Below are 15,394 nucleotides of genomic sequence, written 5' to 3' on the forward strand. Positions count from 1 at the left end.
ATTCAACAGCCAATAAGCCACTTTTATTCACTAAGATCACTCTAACCTCTTTAGCTCACTTTAGCTCACTTTAGCTCACTTTAGTTCACTTTAGCTCACTCTAGTTCACTCTAGCTCACTCATCTGATTACTGTTTAATTTCAAATACAAATGATTAAACAAAAGTGCATCATTTGTGTTTATATTGTACTATCACAGCGTTAACATTCACCATGAATAAAAAAGTAACCATTATCGGAGCCGGGTTTTCCGGGCTTGCAACAGCTTCTCTATTGGCAAAGAGCGGGTTCCAGGTCCAGGTATTTGAAAAGAATGAAATGGCGGGAGGCCGTGCACGCAGTTTCCAATCAGATGGTTTTACATTTGATATGGGACCTAGTTGGTATTGGATGCCTGATGTTTTTGACAATTTCTTTTCAATTTTCGGGAAGAAGACTTCAGATTACTATGAGCTGATACGCCTGGATCCGTCATATAGGTTTTATTTTGGAAAAGATGATAAGGTTGATGTGCCTGCAGATTTTGAAGGAGTGATTGAAACTTTTGAATCGATTGAAAAAGGAAGTGGAAAACAACTTGAGAAATTTCTGGAAGAAGCTGAGTATAAATATAAGGTATCCATGAACAAATTTGTGTTCAAGCCTGGGCTATCTATACTTGAATTCATGCATCCCGAGCTTTTGTCGTCTGTCTTTAAACTGCACATGTTCAGGTCATTTGATTCTCATCTCAGGAAATTTTTTCCAAATCCCAGGTTGCGTCAAATGCTGGAGTTTCCAATTCTGTTTCTTGGCGGGACTGCTAAGAATACGCCTGCACTTTATAGCCTGATGAATTACGGAGACATTAAACTAGGCACTTGGTATCCAAAAGGAGGAATGTATAAGGTTGTAGAAGCCATGGTGGAACTTGCAGAATCACAAGGTGTTTCTATACTTTATGATTGTCCGGTTGAAAATATTATTATTCAGGATGGTTCAGTTACAGGTGTTAATACCAAGTTCGGATTTCATCCAACCGATTTATTAGTGGCTTCTGCTGATTATCAGTTTGTGGAGCAGACTTTACTTCCTTCTGCTTTTCGTGATTATAGTAAGCAATATTGGGATTCAAGGGTGCTATCTCCATCTTCTCTCATATTTTTCCTCGGGATTGATAAGAAATTAGAGGGTATTGAGCATCATACCTTGTTTTTTGATGAAGATCTGGGGGCTCATGCTTCCCAGATTTACAGTAATCCTTCCTGGCCTGATAAGCCCTCACTTTATTTCAGCTGTACTTCAAAAACAGATACTACTGTTGCACCTGAAGGAATGGAGAACCTTTTTGTATTGATTCCTGTAGCTCCCGGTTTGGAAGACTCGGAGGAGATGAGAAATAGATACTACGAAATTATCATGGACCGGTTCAAGATGATTACAGGGCAGGATTTGAGAGACCATGTGGTTTTTCAAAGAAGCTATGCTCATAAAGATTTTGAAGCAGATTATCATGCATTTAAAGGAAATGCATACGGTTTGGCGAATACACTTATGCAAACAGCCTTTTTGAAACCAAGGATTAAAAACAGGAAACTTGATAACCTTTACTATACCGGGCAGTTGACTGTTCCGGGGCCTGGTGTTCCACCTGCGCTTATTTCAGGTCAAATTGTTGCTAATGAAATTTCTAAACGTTTCAAAAAAGGTTAACCTTACTGAATTATGGCTACAATAGCGATACAAACCCGTGAAACAACAAATTCTATGAAGGACTTGTTTGATATGATCTCCCGAAAATCAAGTAAGATGGCTACTGTTACTTACAGTACCTCATTTTCTCTGGGTATCCGGTTTTTCAGCAAGAGATTTCATGACCCTATCTATGGCATTTATGGTTTTGTAAGATTTGCTGATGAAATTGTGGATTCTTTTCATGGATATGATAAAGAGAAATTACTTAACCGTTTTGAGGTAGATACCTACACAGCGATTGATGAAAAGATAAGCCTGAATCCCATTTTGAATAACTTTCAGTATGTGGTCAATAAATATGGAATTGAAAAGGAGTTGATTGATTTATTCCTGAAAAGTATGAGGATGGACCTGAATAAGGTTGAATATGACCAGGCTGGTTATGAAGCTTATATTCTAGGGTCGGCAGAAGTGGTAGGACTCATGTGTCTGCGGGTTTTTACAGAAGGAAACAGTGAGCAGTACAATGCTTTAAAAATGCCAGCAATGCGTTTAGGTTCAGCCTTTCAGAAGATCAATTTCCTCAGGGACCTGAAAGCAGATGTAAAAGGCCTGGGGCGGACTTACTTCCCGGGGGTTGATATGAAGTTGTTCAACGATCATATGAAGAAAGAGATCGAAAAGGACATAGAAATGGATTTCCAGGCCGGACTTGAAGGCATAAGGATACTTCCAAAGGGGGCCAGGTTTGGTGTATATGTTGCATATACATACTTCCACAGCCTTCTTCGAAAAATCGAAAAGATATCAGCAGCGGAACTTACCGGTAAGCGTTTGCGCATCAATGATGGACAGAAGTACCTGCTTCTGTTTACCTCTTACCTTAAACACAGGCTTAATATTATATGAAACACAGCCGTTATTTATTGTTGTTGGTTTTGATTTTCCAACTTACACATATTTCGACAGCCCAATCGGTAAAGGTTGAAAGTGTGAGGAATGATTTTTTTGCGATGCAAATGGTAGAAGATGGTGCACTGAAACTCTATTTTCGGTTAAAACCCCTCGACCTGAAAAAGAATCCGGTCCTTATGGCCTACAGGGGTGCAAGTTCAGCTGCAGCAGCAGGCTCTGTAAGCGGTGTGCACAAGAAACTTCAGTATTTTTCCAAAGGGAAAGACGAGTTGGAGAATGCTGTCAAATCCAGTCCACAGGATGCTGAGATTCGCTTCCTCCGGTTGGCTACCCAGCTGAATGCTCCCGGATTTCTTGGGTACTCGGCAAATATATCAGAAGATAAAGAATTGATTATTAATAAGATGTCGCTGATTGAATCCAATGATCCAAATTCATACCTTTATTCGCGAATTGCGGCATTTCTGTTAAAAACAGAAATTCTGACTCCTAAAGAGCAGCAAATTGTTACTCAAATAAAGAAGAAAACAGGTAATTGATAATGATCATGGAAGAAAAGGTAATCCTTGTTGATGTGCATGACCAAAGTATTGGTGAAATGGAAAAAATGGAAGCGCACCTATCAGGCCATATGCATAGGGCTATTTCAGTGCTGGTTTTTAACGACCGTCACGAGATGTTATTACAGCAAAGGGCTTTTTCGAAATACCATACCCCGGGCTTATGGACCAATACCTGTTGCAGTCACCCTCGTCCGGGTGAAACAACAGAAGATGCGGCCAACCGAAGATTAATGGAAGAGATGGGGATTGAATGCAAACTAACCAAAGGATTTGATTTTATCTACAAGGCCTCTTTCGAGAATGGACTTATTGAACATGAACTGGACCATGTTTACATTGGGATTTACAATGATGATCCTATCATTAATATTGAGGAGGCTCATGCTTTTCGATGGGTTTCGATGGTTGAACTGAAAAAGGATATTGCAGCTTTTCCGGAGAAATATACCATTTGGTTCAGGCTGATCATGGAAAAAATAGCAGAGAAAATGCCTGAACTACTTTCTGACTAAATTGTTAACTTAATAAATCAAACAGATGGACACACTAATTAGTATCCTACTCATTCTGGGAGCTTTTCTGTTCATGGAATTCATGGCCTGGTTCACGCATAAGTATGTGATGCATGGATTTTTATGGATTTTACATAAGGACCATCATATTCGTGATGGCCGGAAAGTTGAGTGGAATGATGTATTTGCCATTATTTTCGCTCTTCCTAGTATCCTGCTCATATATTTAGGTGTGATGAATCCTGACTTATACCTGCTGAGTATAGGACTTGGAATTGCCTTGTATGGTTTTTCCTATTTCATGTTTCATGATGTTTATGTACACCAGAGGGTAAAAATCCTTTCCAGGCTCAGTAACCGATATTTAAGAGCAACTGTAAAAGCACATAAAGAACATCATAATCCTCATGCTCACTATAATTATGGGTTCCTGATAGCTCCTTTCCGTTATTATAAGGAAGAGTTTGGCCGGAAATCCTGATTATCTGCTCCTGTATTCTGGTTATCCTATCCTTCAATTATTTGAATAACAACATTGATCATCAGGAATGATTTCTTTTAATGATAACTGGCTTTACCTGCTGATTGACCTCGGAGCCATCAGTATTCCGTTTATTGCCACATTTGATAAGCGCTTACGTTTTCATAAGCAATGGCGGTTTCTTTTTCCAGCCATGCTGATGACCATGTTATTATTCATTCCCTGGGATATGCTTAAAACATGGCTCGGAGTATGGGGATTCAACCCCCGTTACCTGCTGGGTTATTATATTGGCAATCTTCCTGTTGAGGAATGGCTTTTTTTTATCGCGATTCCATATGCCTGTCTTTTTACGTATCATTCCCTCAATTACCTGGTAAAACCAGATCTCCTGGGCAGATATGCCAAAAATATTGCCTTATTTCTGGGGATAATTCTAGTGACTGTTGGTCTGTTTAACCTGAATCGTCTTTATACCTCTGTGACTTTCATCTCAACGGGCCTTTTTCTGCTTTTACATGTTTTTTGGTTTAAAGCAATGTACCTGGGCCGCTTCTTCCTGATGTATTTTGTTACACTAATTCCATTTTTCATAGTAAATGGCTTGTTAACAGGCGCTTACATACCGGAAGAGGTTGTGCACTATGATGATGGTCAGAATCTTGGCATCCGACTTGGTACCATACCTTTAGAAGATATGGTATATGGCTTATTTATGCTACTATTGAACGTAACCCTCTATGAATTCCTGAAAAGTAAATATCAAATTAATCAGACAGTGGGTCCGGATTCATTGCGTTCCCAATAAGCAACCTGGCTTTGTCTGAGATCCTCGCCTGTTGGGCTTTGGAAAACCCGAAGATCAAATTCCGGGACAATGGCAAGAATGTGATCAAAAATGTCAGATTGTACATTTTCAAACTTAATAAATTCCGTCTCCTGTATAAAAGCATAAATTTCTATGGGGATTCCTGTAGAGTGAGGCTGTAATTGCCTGACCAGCTGATCGCTTTCATTGTGAATCAATGGGTGTTGAGTCAGGTATTTTTCGAGGTAAGCCCGGAATACGCCAATATTGGTCTGACGTCTTCCGTTCACTGAAACAGAGTTGTCAATACTATTTTCCTTATTGTATTTTTCCAGTTGAGCCTGGGTTTCATTGATATAATTATGGAGCAGGCTAATTTTACGAAATTTCTCAAGCATCTCATCGGTACAGAACCGTACACTTGACATATCTATGCTGATAGAACGTTTGATTCTCCTTACTCCGGATTCCTTCATGCCCCGATAATTCTGAAAGGATTCTGACACCAGCGCATAGGTGGGGAGAGTTGTTATGGTATTGTCAAAATTCTGAACCTTAACAGTTGTCAGGGAAATTTCCATTACAGTTCCGTCTGCCCCAAATTTTGGCATATTAATCCAATCACCCTGCCGAACCATATCGTTGGCTGAGAGCTGAATTCCCCCGACAAATCCAAGTATAGGATCCTTGAAAATGAGAAGCAGAACCGCAGAAAAAGCGCCAAGACCTCCCAGCATATAAATCGGCGATTGATTAAAGAGATAAGAAAGGATCAATAGAGAGCCGATAATAAACATCACAATTTTGCCTACCTGAATATAGCCTTTGATTGGATGATGAACGGCATACTCGCTTTTTTGGTAAACTTCATAAATGGCATTGAAGAAGGAGTTTATCACCATCAGGAAAATGATGATAATGTAGATATTCGTGAGCTTTAATGCCAGGGTAGTCAGAGCAGGAGAAAATTCATCCAGTGCAGCCGGAACCGACTGATAGATCAGGATTCCGGGAATCAGGAAGGCAAGGCGGTTAAAAACTTTTTTCTCTATCAACACATCGTCCCAAATACTTGAAGTCTTTGAAGCAATTCGTTTCAACACCCGTATGATGATGTATTTGGTGATATAATAAAGTGCAATACTTATCACCATTATTATCAGGAAGTCAGTAATTCCTGCCATTACCGAAGCGTTGGAACTACTGATCCCTACTTTGATAAGCCAGATTCTTAAGGATTCTGTTAATGAAACAAACATCAATTGAGAATTTGAGAATTTGAGAATTTGAGAATTTGAAAATGAGCATATTAGCTCAATCTAATCACTTTCGTTCACTTTAGGAACTCTAGCTCACTTTAGCTCACTCTAGTTCACTCTAGCTCACTCTAGCTCACTTTAGTTCACTCTAGCTCACTCTAGATCACTTAGTTCTACCCACCGGCTTGCTTGGCTTTGTAACCTGATTTGATAAGGAATTCAAGGATTTTTGTGCGGTTGTCTCCCTGGATTATGATTTCACCATCCTTTACAGATCCCCCTGTCCCACATTTCGATTTTAATAATTTACCAAGCGTTTCAAGGTCTTCTTCTCTGCCAATATAACCGGTAATCAACGTAACCTGTTTTCCTCCTCTTTGTTTTTTATCAAGCATAACCCTAAGGTTCTGTTGCTGGGGAGGGAGAGTAGCCGTTTCTGCTTTCTCTGTTGCATATTTGAAATCAGGATTGGTTGAGTAGACGATGCCTCCGTTTTTATTTTTTGAACTCATAGTATTAATGTGTTAGGGAGATCTATGAACTATCGTACAATCATCTTGAGTGACAGTGGATTAATGTTTATCTGCACATCTTCATCAATTTGAAATGCTTCCCCATCAAGATTTACCTTACTGCCGGCAGTTTTGGTAATTGTAACTTCTTTTGCCTTGAAGTATTCGGCATAACCTGTTTTCCCGAAGGTCCCGAAGAAAACTCTGGGAGCAGAAAACACCACCTTTAGGATTGAAGGTTTTGTGACAACACAGATATCTATGAATCCATCATCAATTTTTGCCTGGGGGGCGATTTTAGAGTGAAAGCCAAATTGGTCACTATTGGCAAATGAAATCATCAATGCTTTCCTGGTCACTTCATGCCCATCAATAAACATCTGATAATCCAGTGGTTGATAGGTGCGGTATTCTTGCAGGATTATCCTTACATAAGAAATAAGTCCCCGCACGCCAGAGGATGCAAACTTCTCGGCTACTTTGGCGTCGAATCCGATGCCTGCAATGCTTGTAAAGACTTTATCGTTGAGGTTTACGGTGTCGATGTATTTTGTATTTCCCCGATTAATTACCCTTAAAGCCTGGAAGATATTCATCGGAATTTTCAGGTGATGGGCAAGGCCATTTCCAGAGCCTGTTGGCAAAATACCCATAGCAGTTTTTGTGTTTATAAGTGCACGGGCCACTTCATTAACTGTGCCATCACCACCAACAGCGATCACAAAGGGAATGCCTGATTCAACCGCTTCTTTCGCCAGTTCAGTTGCATGCGTGGCATATTTTGTAAACTGGACTTCTGGTTTATAACGTTCATTATCCAGGTACTGACCCGCCAATAGTCGTATCAGGAACTTACTTTTAATGGTAATTCCGGCCCTGGGATTCACAATAAAAAGAATATTTGTTTTTGTCATATCTATTGGAGCGTGAGCCGGTTATCAATCATTCGGTCATTATATTGCTGAACCAGAGATTTCAGAAGCATTTCCATTTCTTCCGCTTCCCGATGATTTTGCAATGGTAAGGGATATTTTAATAATGGATCCTGCTCATAGTTAAATAACAGTTTCTTACCGTCTTCATTCCACTGCAAGACAAAGTTACCTTTAATCAGTTGATAGGAGTTGCCTGAAAGAGACAGGCTGAATCTCTGGCTGGAGTTACTAAAGACAGATGAACCAAATGAAATGAATGGTTTCGTATAACCCAAATAGTCAAGGATACTGGGCATAATATCTGTTTGCTGCATGAGCTTTTCGTTCTTAACTTCAAATTTTTCAGAAGGTGAAAAGAAAACAATAGGGATTCGATAGTAACCGACCCTCGTTTTATATTCAGGAAGATTGGCTTCTGATGTGTGATCAGCTGTGATAATGAATATTGTATTATTGAACCATGCTTGTTTACTGGCTGTCTTAAAGAATTCTTTCAACGCATAATCGGTATACATAATGGTTTCCTGGATAGGGATGGCACCTTTCCGGAACTTCCCCCTGTATTTTTCAGGTACTTTATAGGGGTGATGTGATGAAAGTGTGAATACAGATGCAAGAAACGGCTGCTTTAATCCGGTGATTTCCCTGGCAAAATACTGTAGGAAAGGCTCATCCCAGATCCCCCATTGTCCATCAAAATCGGCTTCATTCCCATATTCATTTCTGCCGGCATAACGTTCAAATCCTGTTGATTTTGAATAAGCATCAAATCCCATGGTGCCATTGGTTCCACCATGGAAAAAGGCCGTACTGTAACCTTCAGGTTTAAGTAATGAAGGCAGGCTGTTGGTTTTATTGGCTGAATATTGTGAAGTTATATAATCCTGGTCCATCCATGTGGGGAGTCCACCAATGATCGCCGGGATTCCTTCGATTGATCTTTTACCATTCGCAAACCCGTTGAAATGGGCTGAGTGATCACACAGGCTATCCAGGAAAGGGGTGAATCCCTGGTAAGTTTTATGTAAACTGTTCTTGTTGTAGTACCCGATATGCTCCCTGGAGAAGCTTTCCAGGATGATAATCACTATATTTTTCTTACGCATAGGAATTGGGTTTCCCAGGCTGTCATTTTTAAGGTATCCTTGTTCAGCATTGAAATAACTGAGTAATTCGTCCTTATTCGTAAAGTACTCCTTTTTATCAAGTCCTTTCTGATCGAATGTTTTCATAATCGTGAAAGCAGAGTTCAGGACTAAAGGAACATCCTGGGCATCAGCATAGGCTGAAGCTGTCATAATGCCAATAGGTTTCAATTGAAAGCCTCCCCTCATTCCAAGGATAGTCAATCCTCCCAAAACAACAGTAAGCAATAGTTGTCCGGCAAAGTGGAATCGATTCCTGGAGTTGTTGACGGAAGCGACGATTTTAATGCGTTTGCTTATCCAAATGATCAGGAAGATGAATAGGGCAAATAGAAGGAACAGGAACCAGAAATCCTTAACGAATTGTAGCCATAAATTTGATTCCATGCCTACTGTAAGATAAGAAAAGATATCCCCTGTTAACCTTTTCATGGTAAACCGATAATAAACAATATCTACAAGGTTGGGAATCAGAAGAATGATATTCACAAGACAAAACAGAAATCCGGTAATTGACTGATATATGGCAGACTTCCGCTGTTTCAGGGGCAAAAGCAATAATATGATAACAGGACTATTGGCATAAAGTACGGTTGAAAGATCGAAACGTAAACCAACCAGGAATAATTGCAGGATGGAGCCGAAGGAATGACCCGGGAATAAACCTGGATTGAAGAAATAGATTAGAGTCCGGCTAAATGCCAGTAGCAGCAATGAAGCGAATAATCTAAGAATCAATGCTACCTGTGGATTGCCACTATAAATCAGGAACTGTTTTTTGGCGGGCTGTTTCATTCAACGGTTGTGGTAGCAAAGATTAAGTCAATAAAGTTCCATTATAACTCTTGCACCGGAAGGCTTGGTCAGGAATGTGCTTTGACAATTTGTCCAGGATTTAAGCCTAGAAATATTTTACAATGACTTGTCTGGTAACCTCCTGTGCGGATTGTCCATCACTGTCGGTAACATTATATTTTATTGTATAAGTCCCAATTGCACCTGTGTCGACAGTACTATTTACTATGATTTTATCGGAGATATCTCCATCTTCTTCATCAATGGCTTTGGCCCCGGCGTCGTTATAGGGGTAACCTATTCCTGTTTCAGCCGGGTTGTTGCCCAGGAGTGTTATTACCGGTGCCTTTCCATCTTTTTTACAGGAAATTATTGTGAGAGATAGCAGCAGAATAATGGACAGGATCTTTTTCATACAAACGCAGGGTTAATGGGTGTGACAAATTTAAAAAAAAGAGGTGCAAGAATGCACCTCTTTTAAAAGCATTTGTCAGAATGAACTATTTCTGAACTTTAACATCATATGTGATAGTGCCTGCACCGGTTCCGGTTATTTCTGTGATCTTTATCAGTCCAATTTTATTACCGGCAGTTTTGAAAGCAACAATATTACCTACCTGAAGTTGGTTTGCCTTGGTTTCAGTGGTATTGATTGCAATGTCGGCGATATTGGCAGCAGTTGTAACGTTATCCCAAACAACGGCAGTGGTTACCTTGTTAAAACGGGTTCCGTTTAATGTAGCCCAGGTTTGAAGACCACTGGTTCCGTCAAATATAGTAGCGGCATCCACATCATCTGGAGAAGCTAAAGTAGCCATGTTGCTTACACCATAGAAATATAGCCAGTCTATTTTAGCTGAATTTGCTTTTGCATCAACCATTTTATAGACTGTTCCATCAGCAGATGCAAAAGAACTGCCGTAAGTAGAGTTGTCATATGAACCCAGGATCTTTTGAGTATAAGTTGTAACATCGTCTACCTGGGTTGCTGTGATGGTCAGGGAAACAGTAGCTGTTTCACCATCTTTATCTGTAATGGTGAAATTAAGTTTGGTTTCACCGATTTCATCAATAGTTAATGTATAATCTTTTGAAAAACTATCTGAGGAACTGGCATCAATTGTTTCAGTATGCACAGGAACAGGGGTATTGCTATGGATTGCAACAATTTCTAATGTTTCCAGTTTTGCGCTTCCACTTTGAGCGGTGATTCCAATTTTAATGTCTGTGCCAGCAACTATAGTAGCATCAGAGGATGTATAACCTGCACCGCCGAGGAAATTAATAGTAGGAGGAGTAGTATCCTTGGTACATGAAGTCAGGAAGGTAACTCCTGCCAAAAGAACAACAAAGAATAAGCTGATTTTTTTCATTTCTTGATTTTTATTTATGATTATTAATTGTGTGAATTGGTTTTTGGTCGAATTTTTAATCGACTGCAAAGTTAACAACTTTTGTGCCAAAATGCTGTTAAATCTTCTAAATAGGCTGAATGGCAGTCGTATCCCGATAATAAAGATATTAACCATGTCATTGTTAAGAAATAAAAAATAGAAATGATAGACATAATTTAGAAATAATTTGCTTTAGCCTTTAATATTTATATATTTTTGCGTCAAAATTAACCACCTTTAAAACAAACAACACATGAAAAAACTGTTTTTCTTACTTGCTGTTGCTGGTATGATCTCATTTGTCGCATGTAAATCAGGCGAAAACAAAACCGAAGCCACCGCTGATACTACAGCAGTTCAAGAAGCTCCTGTTGACACAACAGCAGCTCCAGCAGATACTACTGTTGCTCAGTAAGTAAAACTACCAGTTGTACTGGTTATCTGTATAAAAAAGGAAGCCCTTAGGCTTCCTTTTTTTAACTCTGTAGTGGGAAAGAGTTTCTTATTATGATATTTACTTTTTTTAGTCTTACTCAAATTATCATTTTTGAAAAATGGTTTTATTTGTTTGTAGAATTGAATAGCAAACGTAAATTTGTTTTATAAAATCAGGAAATATTTCCTGGTAGTGCTTCATTTTAACTTAATAATAATCAAGCATATGGAGTTTACATCCGACAAATTGGCAGCCATTGGTAATAAAGGAAAGGGAATTCGTTCTGATTGTTTTGTTACCATTGAATTGACTGGAACCGGTGGTATAGAACTGGAGCTCATCAGCAAGGTTCAAAGCATGTATGGAGAAAGTAACAGGAAACTGATCAGTGAGATCCTCAGTTTTTTCGGTGTTGATAACGCAAAGGTTCTTATAGAAGATAGCGGAGCGCTTCCTTTGGTTATAGCCGCCCGGATGGAAGCTGCCATAAGGTTACTGACAAAAACGGAAAAAGAGTTTTTACTCCCGATGCTCCCTGAGAATGAGTATTCCACAACACGCGACAGAAATCGTTTTTCGAGGCTATACTTACCCGGAAACACACCAAGTCTGGCAATCAATGCCGGAATTCATAAACCGGATGGGATCATACTTGACCTTGAAGATGCGGTAGCGCCTGCGAAAAAGTACGAAGCCAGTTTCCTCGTAAGAAATTCACTCAGAAACATTGATTTCTATGGTGCAGAAAGGATGGTTCGGATTAACCAGGTTCCCCGTGGACTTGATGATCTTGATTTCATTGTTCCTCATCATGTGAACCTTATATTATTACCGAAATGTGAGAGCGCTGAGCAGGTGAATTCAGTAAATGAGAGAATTGCTCTTATCAGAAAACGGACTGGTGCAAAACAGCCGATATGGATTATGCCAATTATAGAAAGTGCTTTGGGCGTTTTGAAATCACTGGAAATTGCTCAATCGGAGAATGTTGTTGCAATGGCAATAGGACTTGAGGATTACACTGCCGATCTGGGCACCAGGCGTACAATGGAAGGCACTGAATCCTTCTTTGCCCGCAGCATGGTGGTAAATGCCTGCAAAGCAGCAGGGATACAGGCTATTGACTCTGTTTTCAGTGATGTTGCCGATATGGAAGGATTAAAGCAAAATGTGATTAGGTCGAAAGCCCTGGGATTTGATGGGATGGGTTGTATTCATCCCCGGCAGATCAGGGTCATTCATGATAATTATGCACCTGATACAGAAGAAATTGAAAAAGCAAAAAAAATAGTCAATGCTTTCATAATTGCCTCCGAGAAAGGATTAGGGGTTGTATCACTTGGAACAAAAATGATTGATCCGCCTGTTGTTAAAAGGGCCCAGAAGGTTATAGACCTGGCAATCACCATGAATAAGCTTTCTGCGGATTGGAGAGTTGAATTCTTGTCATCAATAAATTGATCGATCCCAAATTGTTAAATAAGATTTTGAAAAAAAAGACTTCCTATTATGTCAAAATACGATAAACTCATTAGCAATGCATTAGGCCGGACGGTTCCACAGGTTATTAACGGAAAGGATGCTATTCCTTACCTTGGAGTAGGGAAATATCATCCAACCGGCCGAAAGCATGCCCCTCTCATTTCCAGCTTGTCTGATTATCCTGAAGATGGGAACAAGGTACTTCCGTCATTGAGGGAAGCCCTGGAGAGAGCCGGATTAAAGGATGGAATGGTGATTTCAACCCATCACCACTTCAGAAACGGGGATCTTATTGCCGTGCAGATTTTTGATATAGCTGCAGAGATGGGGGTCAAAGACCTGACATGGGTTCCATCAGCTTCATTTGAGTGTCATTCTCCCTTGATTAAGTACCTGGAAGATGGTACCATTCATCACATTGAAGGCAGTATGAACGGAGCCTTGGGAAAATTTACTTCTGAAGGAGGAATGAAAGGTTTGGGTATTCTGAGGTCACATGGTGGAAGATACCAGGCCATCCAGGATGGTGATGTGAAAATCGATATTACGGTGATTGCAGCACCCACAGCAGATCCATTTGGAAATGCAACCGGCGACAGGGGTCCGGCTGCATGCGGATTGCTGGGATTTGCTCTCGCAGATTCTCAATATGCTGATAAAGTAATTGTAGTAACAGATAACCTGGTTCCCTTTCCATGTATTCCCTGGCAAATTCAGGGGAACTATGTGGACTTTGTTGTTAAAGTAGAGAAAGTTGGGATTCCTGAAAAGATAGTATCAGGAACTACGGAAATTACCAAGAGTCCGGATCGCTTACTGCTGGCAGAAATGACAGCGCAATTCTGTGATGAAGCAGGAATTGTGACTGATGGCTTCTCCTTCCAGGCCGGGGCCGGGGGGACAGCCCTAAGCATCGGAATTTATTTTGCTGAAATGTGTCGGCAAAGAGGAATTAAAGCGCGTTTTGCCCGTGGAGGATCCAATAAATACCTGGTGAAAATGCTGGAAGAAGGCCTGGTAGAGTATATTCTTGATGGACAGACCTTTGATCTCGAAGGAGTACGTTCGATGAGAGAAAATGCCGGCCATGTAAATACAAGTCCTTTTACCAGTTATAACTACCACGGGAAAGGTAATTTCGCACAGTTCGTGGATGTTGTAATCCTTGGAGCTACTGAGGTAGATGTACATTTTAATGCAAATGTGGTTACTCACAGTGATGGATACCTTTTACACGGGATCGGTGGCTGGATGAACTGCCTGCTTTCAAAATGTGTGATTCTGCCCGTTCCTTTGTTCCGTGACAGGATGCCGGTTATTTTGGATGATGTGACAACAATATGCGGACCCGGTGAACTCATTGATGTGATTGTAACCGAAAGAGGAATTGCAATTAATCCCCTCAGAACCGACCTCATTGAAAAAATGAAAGGATCCCGCCTACCCATCCGAACAATACAGGAGTTGAAAGCCGAAGCTGAGAAAATCTGTGGTAAGCCCTCAAAACCGCGCTTAACTGATGAGATTGTTGCTGCCATAAAATGGGTGGATGGAACAGTTATCGATTCTGTTTTCAGGGTTGAAAAATAAAGCATGCTATATTCTTAAATACACGTATACGAGATTCATTATGTAAATGCCCTGCTTCTTTAGAAAAAGGAGCAGGGCGTTTTGTTTTGGATTTGTTGAATAGTGTAAATTGTTAATTCATAGCACTTTGTTTAATTTTTCAGGATGCATTTTTTGTATATAGGTAGGGTATTCTGATCAAGAGATTGAGGAGGATTTTATTTTTCTGTATCTTAGTATCATAAAAGCTATTTCTATACGTTTCTCTGTTGATTTTTGATTCAGATGGATTTCCCTGATAGCCGACCTACTATTAAAACTGAGAGATTAATTCTTCGCCCATTACTAATAAGTGATGGTTGGGAGATTCGTCGGATGGCTGGCAATAGCAAGGTTGCGGAAAACACTCTTTATATGCCATTTCCTTATCCCGAAGGCATAGCAGAAGAATGGATCAGTACTCATTCCAATGAATTTTTTGAGAAAAAGCAACTAGTCCTGGGTATTTGTCTGAAACCGGAGAAGACCCTCATAGGTTGTATCGGCCTCACCCTTAAATTGGATATTGCCAACGCGGAATTAGGCTATTGGATAGGGGAGGAGCATTGGAATAATGGATATGCTACGGAAGCTGCTTTTGCATTGATTGATTATGGTTTTAAATCGCTTGGACTGCATAAAATATTTGCATATTATTTTTCAAACAATGAAGCCTCAGGGCGTGTTATGGAGAAAGTAGGGATGAAGCAGGAAGGTTATCTCAAGGAACATGTCAGGCATTGGGGCGAATATAAGGATCTGTTTATCTATGGAATTTTGAATAAGGATTAAGCCAGTTGCAATAATTGAGTTAATTGGTCTTAAATATTTTTTTGCCGGAACGCCTGAAAATAATTGCATAAGGAGTATCAGAAC

At 40.0% G+C, this 15,394-nt stretch carries 16 protein-coding genes; 10 read left to right on the forward strand and 6 right to left on the reverse strand.

What is annotated here, in order from left to right; genetic code table 11:
• Positions 1 to 212 precede the first annotated feature (212 nt).
• The 6 genes from crtI (at position 213) to IPH84_09405 (ending at position 4,952) form a co-directional block, all read left to right on the forward strand.
• Positions 213 to 1,691: a phytoene desaturase gene (gene crtI / locus IPH84_09380; protein ID MBK7173429.1), complete on the forward strand. Its 1,479-nt coding sequence runs from the start codon at positions 213 to 215 to the stop codon at positions 1,689 to 1,691.
• A gap of 54 nt (positions 1,692 to 1,745) precedes the next feature.
• The gene (locus tag IPH84_09385) at positions 1,746 to 2,582 is read left to right on the forward strand and encodes a phytoene/squalene synthase family protein (protein ID MBK7173430.1); all 837 of its coding nucleotides are present in this window, start codon (positions 1,746 to 1,748) and stop codon (positions 2,580 to 2,582) included.
• Entirely contained in the window at positions 2,579 to 3,127 is a 549-nt protein-coding gene (locus IPH84_09390; protein ID MBK7173431.1) for a hypothetical protein, read from the forward strand. The genes IPH84_09385 and IPH84_09390 overlap by 4 nt, the downstream gene beginning before the upstream one ends.
• A gap of 8 nt (positions 3,128 to 3,135) precedes the next feature.
• On the forward strand, positions 3,136 to 3,663 hold the full coding sequence (idi, locus tag IPH84_09395) for an isopentenyl-diphosphate Delta-isomerase (protein ID MBK7173432.1): 528 nt from the start codon (positions 3,136 to 3,138) through the stop codon (positions 3,661 to 3,663).
• Between the two features lie 25 nt (positions 3,664 to 3,688).
• Positions 3,689 to 4,144 carry a sterol desaturase family protein gene (locus IPH84_09400; protein MBK7173433.1) on the forward strand — a complete coding sequence of 152 codons (456 nt, stop codon included), beginning with the start codon at positions 3,689 to 3,691 and terminating at the stop codon, positions 4,142 to 4,144.
• 67 nt (positions 4,145 to 4,211) lie between these two features.
• The gene (locus IPH84_09405) at positions 4,212 to 4,952 is read left to right on the forward strand and encodes a lycopene cyclase domain-containing protein (GenBank protein MBK7173434.1); all 741 of its coding nucleotides are present in this window, start codon (positions 4,212 to 4,214) and stop codon (positions 4,950 to 4,952) included.
• Here the strand turns inward: IPH84_09405 and IPH84_09410 are convergent.
• The 6 genes from IPH84_09410 to IPH84_09435 all read right to left on the reverse strand — a co-directional run bounded on the left by IPH84_09410 (position 4,916) and on the right by IPH84_09435 (position 10,971).
• On the reverse strand, positions 4,916 to 6,211 hold the full coding sequence (locus tag IPH84_09410; protein MBK7173435.1) for a mechanosensitive ion channel: 1,296 nt from the start codon (positions 6,209 to 6,211) through the stop codon (positions 4,916 to 4,918). The genes IPH84_09405 and IPH84_09410 overlap by 37 nt on opposite strands.
• Positions 6,212 to 6,384: 173 nt before the next feature.
• Positions 6,385 to 6,723 carry a translation initiation factor gene (locus IPH84_09415; GenBank protein MBK7173436.1) on the reverse strand — a complete coding sequence of 113 codons (339 nt, stop codon included), beginning with the start codon at positions 6,721 to 6,723 and terminating at the stop codon, positions 6,385 to 6,387.
• 29 nt (positions 6,724 to 6,752) lie between these two features.
• A complete protein-coding gene (locus tag IPH84_09420) occupies positions 6,753 to 7,637 on the reverse strand; it encodes a diacylglycerol kinase family lipid kinase (GenBank protein ID MBK7173437.1) in 885 nt (294 codons plus the stop codon).
• Positions 7,638 to 7,639: 2 nt separating this feature from the next.
• The gene (locus tag IPH84_09425) at positions 7,640 to 9,598 is read right to left on the reverse strand and encodes an LTA synthase family protein (protein ID MBK7173438.1); all 1,959 of its coding nucleotides are present in this window, start codon (positions 9,596 to 9,598) and stop codon (positions 7,640 to 7,642) included.
• A gap of 106 nt (positions 9,599 to 9,704) precedes the next feature.
• Complete coding sequence (locus tag IPH84_09430; protein ID MBK7173439.1) at positions 9,705 to 10,013, reverse strand: DUF5011 domain-containing protein; 309 nt, start codon at positions 10,011 to 10,013, stop codon at positions 9,705 to 9,707.
• A gap of 85 nt (positions 10,014 to 10,098) precedes the next feature.
• The gene (locus tag IPH84_09435) at positions 10,099 to 10,971 is read right to left on the reverse strand and encodes a hypothetical protein (GenBank protein ID MBK7173440.1); all 873 of its coding nucleotides are present in this window, start codon (positions 10,969 to 10,971) and stop codon (positions 10,099 to 10,101) included.
• A gap of 274 nt (positions 10,972 to 11,245) precedes the next feature.
• Between IPH84_09435 and IPH84_09440 the strand changes: the two genes are divergently transcribed.
• From IPH84_09440 to IPH84_09455, 4 genes are all read left to right on the forward strand, one after another.
• Positions 11,246 to 11,407 (forward strand): hypothetical protein, encoded by a 162-nt coding sequence (locus tag IPH84_09440; GenBank protein MBK7173441.1) that lies wholly within the window; start codon positions 11,246 to 11,248, stop codon positions 11,405 to 11,407.
• 246 nt (positions 11,408 to 11,653) lie between these two features.
• Positions 11,654 to 12,889 (forward strand): HpcH/HpaI aldolase/citrate lyase family protein, encoded by a 1,236-nt coding sequence (locus IPH84_09445; protein MBK7173442.1) that lies wholly within the window; start codon positions 11,654 to 11,656, stop codon positions 12,887 to 12,889.
• Between the two features lie 48 nt (positions 12,890 to 12,937).
• Complete coding sequence (locus IPH84_09450) at positions 12,938 to 14,500, forward strand: citrate lyase subunit alpha (protein MBK7173443.1); 1,563 nt, start codon at positions 12,938 to 12,940, stop codon at positions 14,498 to 14,500.
• 264 nt (positions 14,501 to 14,764) lie between these two features.
• On the forward strand, positions 14,765 to 15,310 hold the full coding sequence (locus IPH84_09455; GenBank protein ID MBK7173444.1) for a GNAT family N-acetyltransferase: 546 nt from the start codon (positions 14,765 to 14,767) through the stop codon (positions 15,308 to 15,310).
• Positions 15,311 to 15,394 lie beyond the last annotated feature (84 nt).

Source organism: Bacteroidales bacterium, from assembly GCA_016707785.1.
Taxonomy (GTDB): Bacteria; Bacteroidota; Bacteroidia; order Bacteroidales; family UBA4417; genus UBA4417.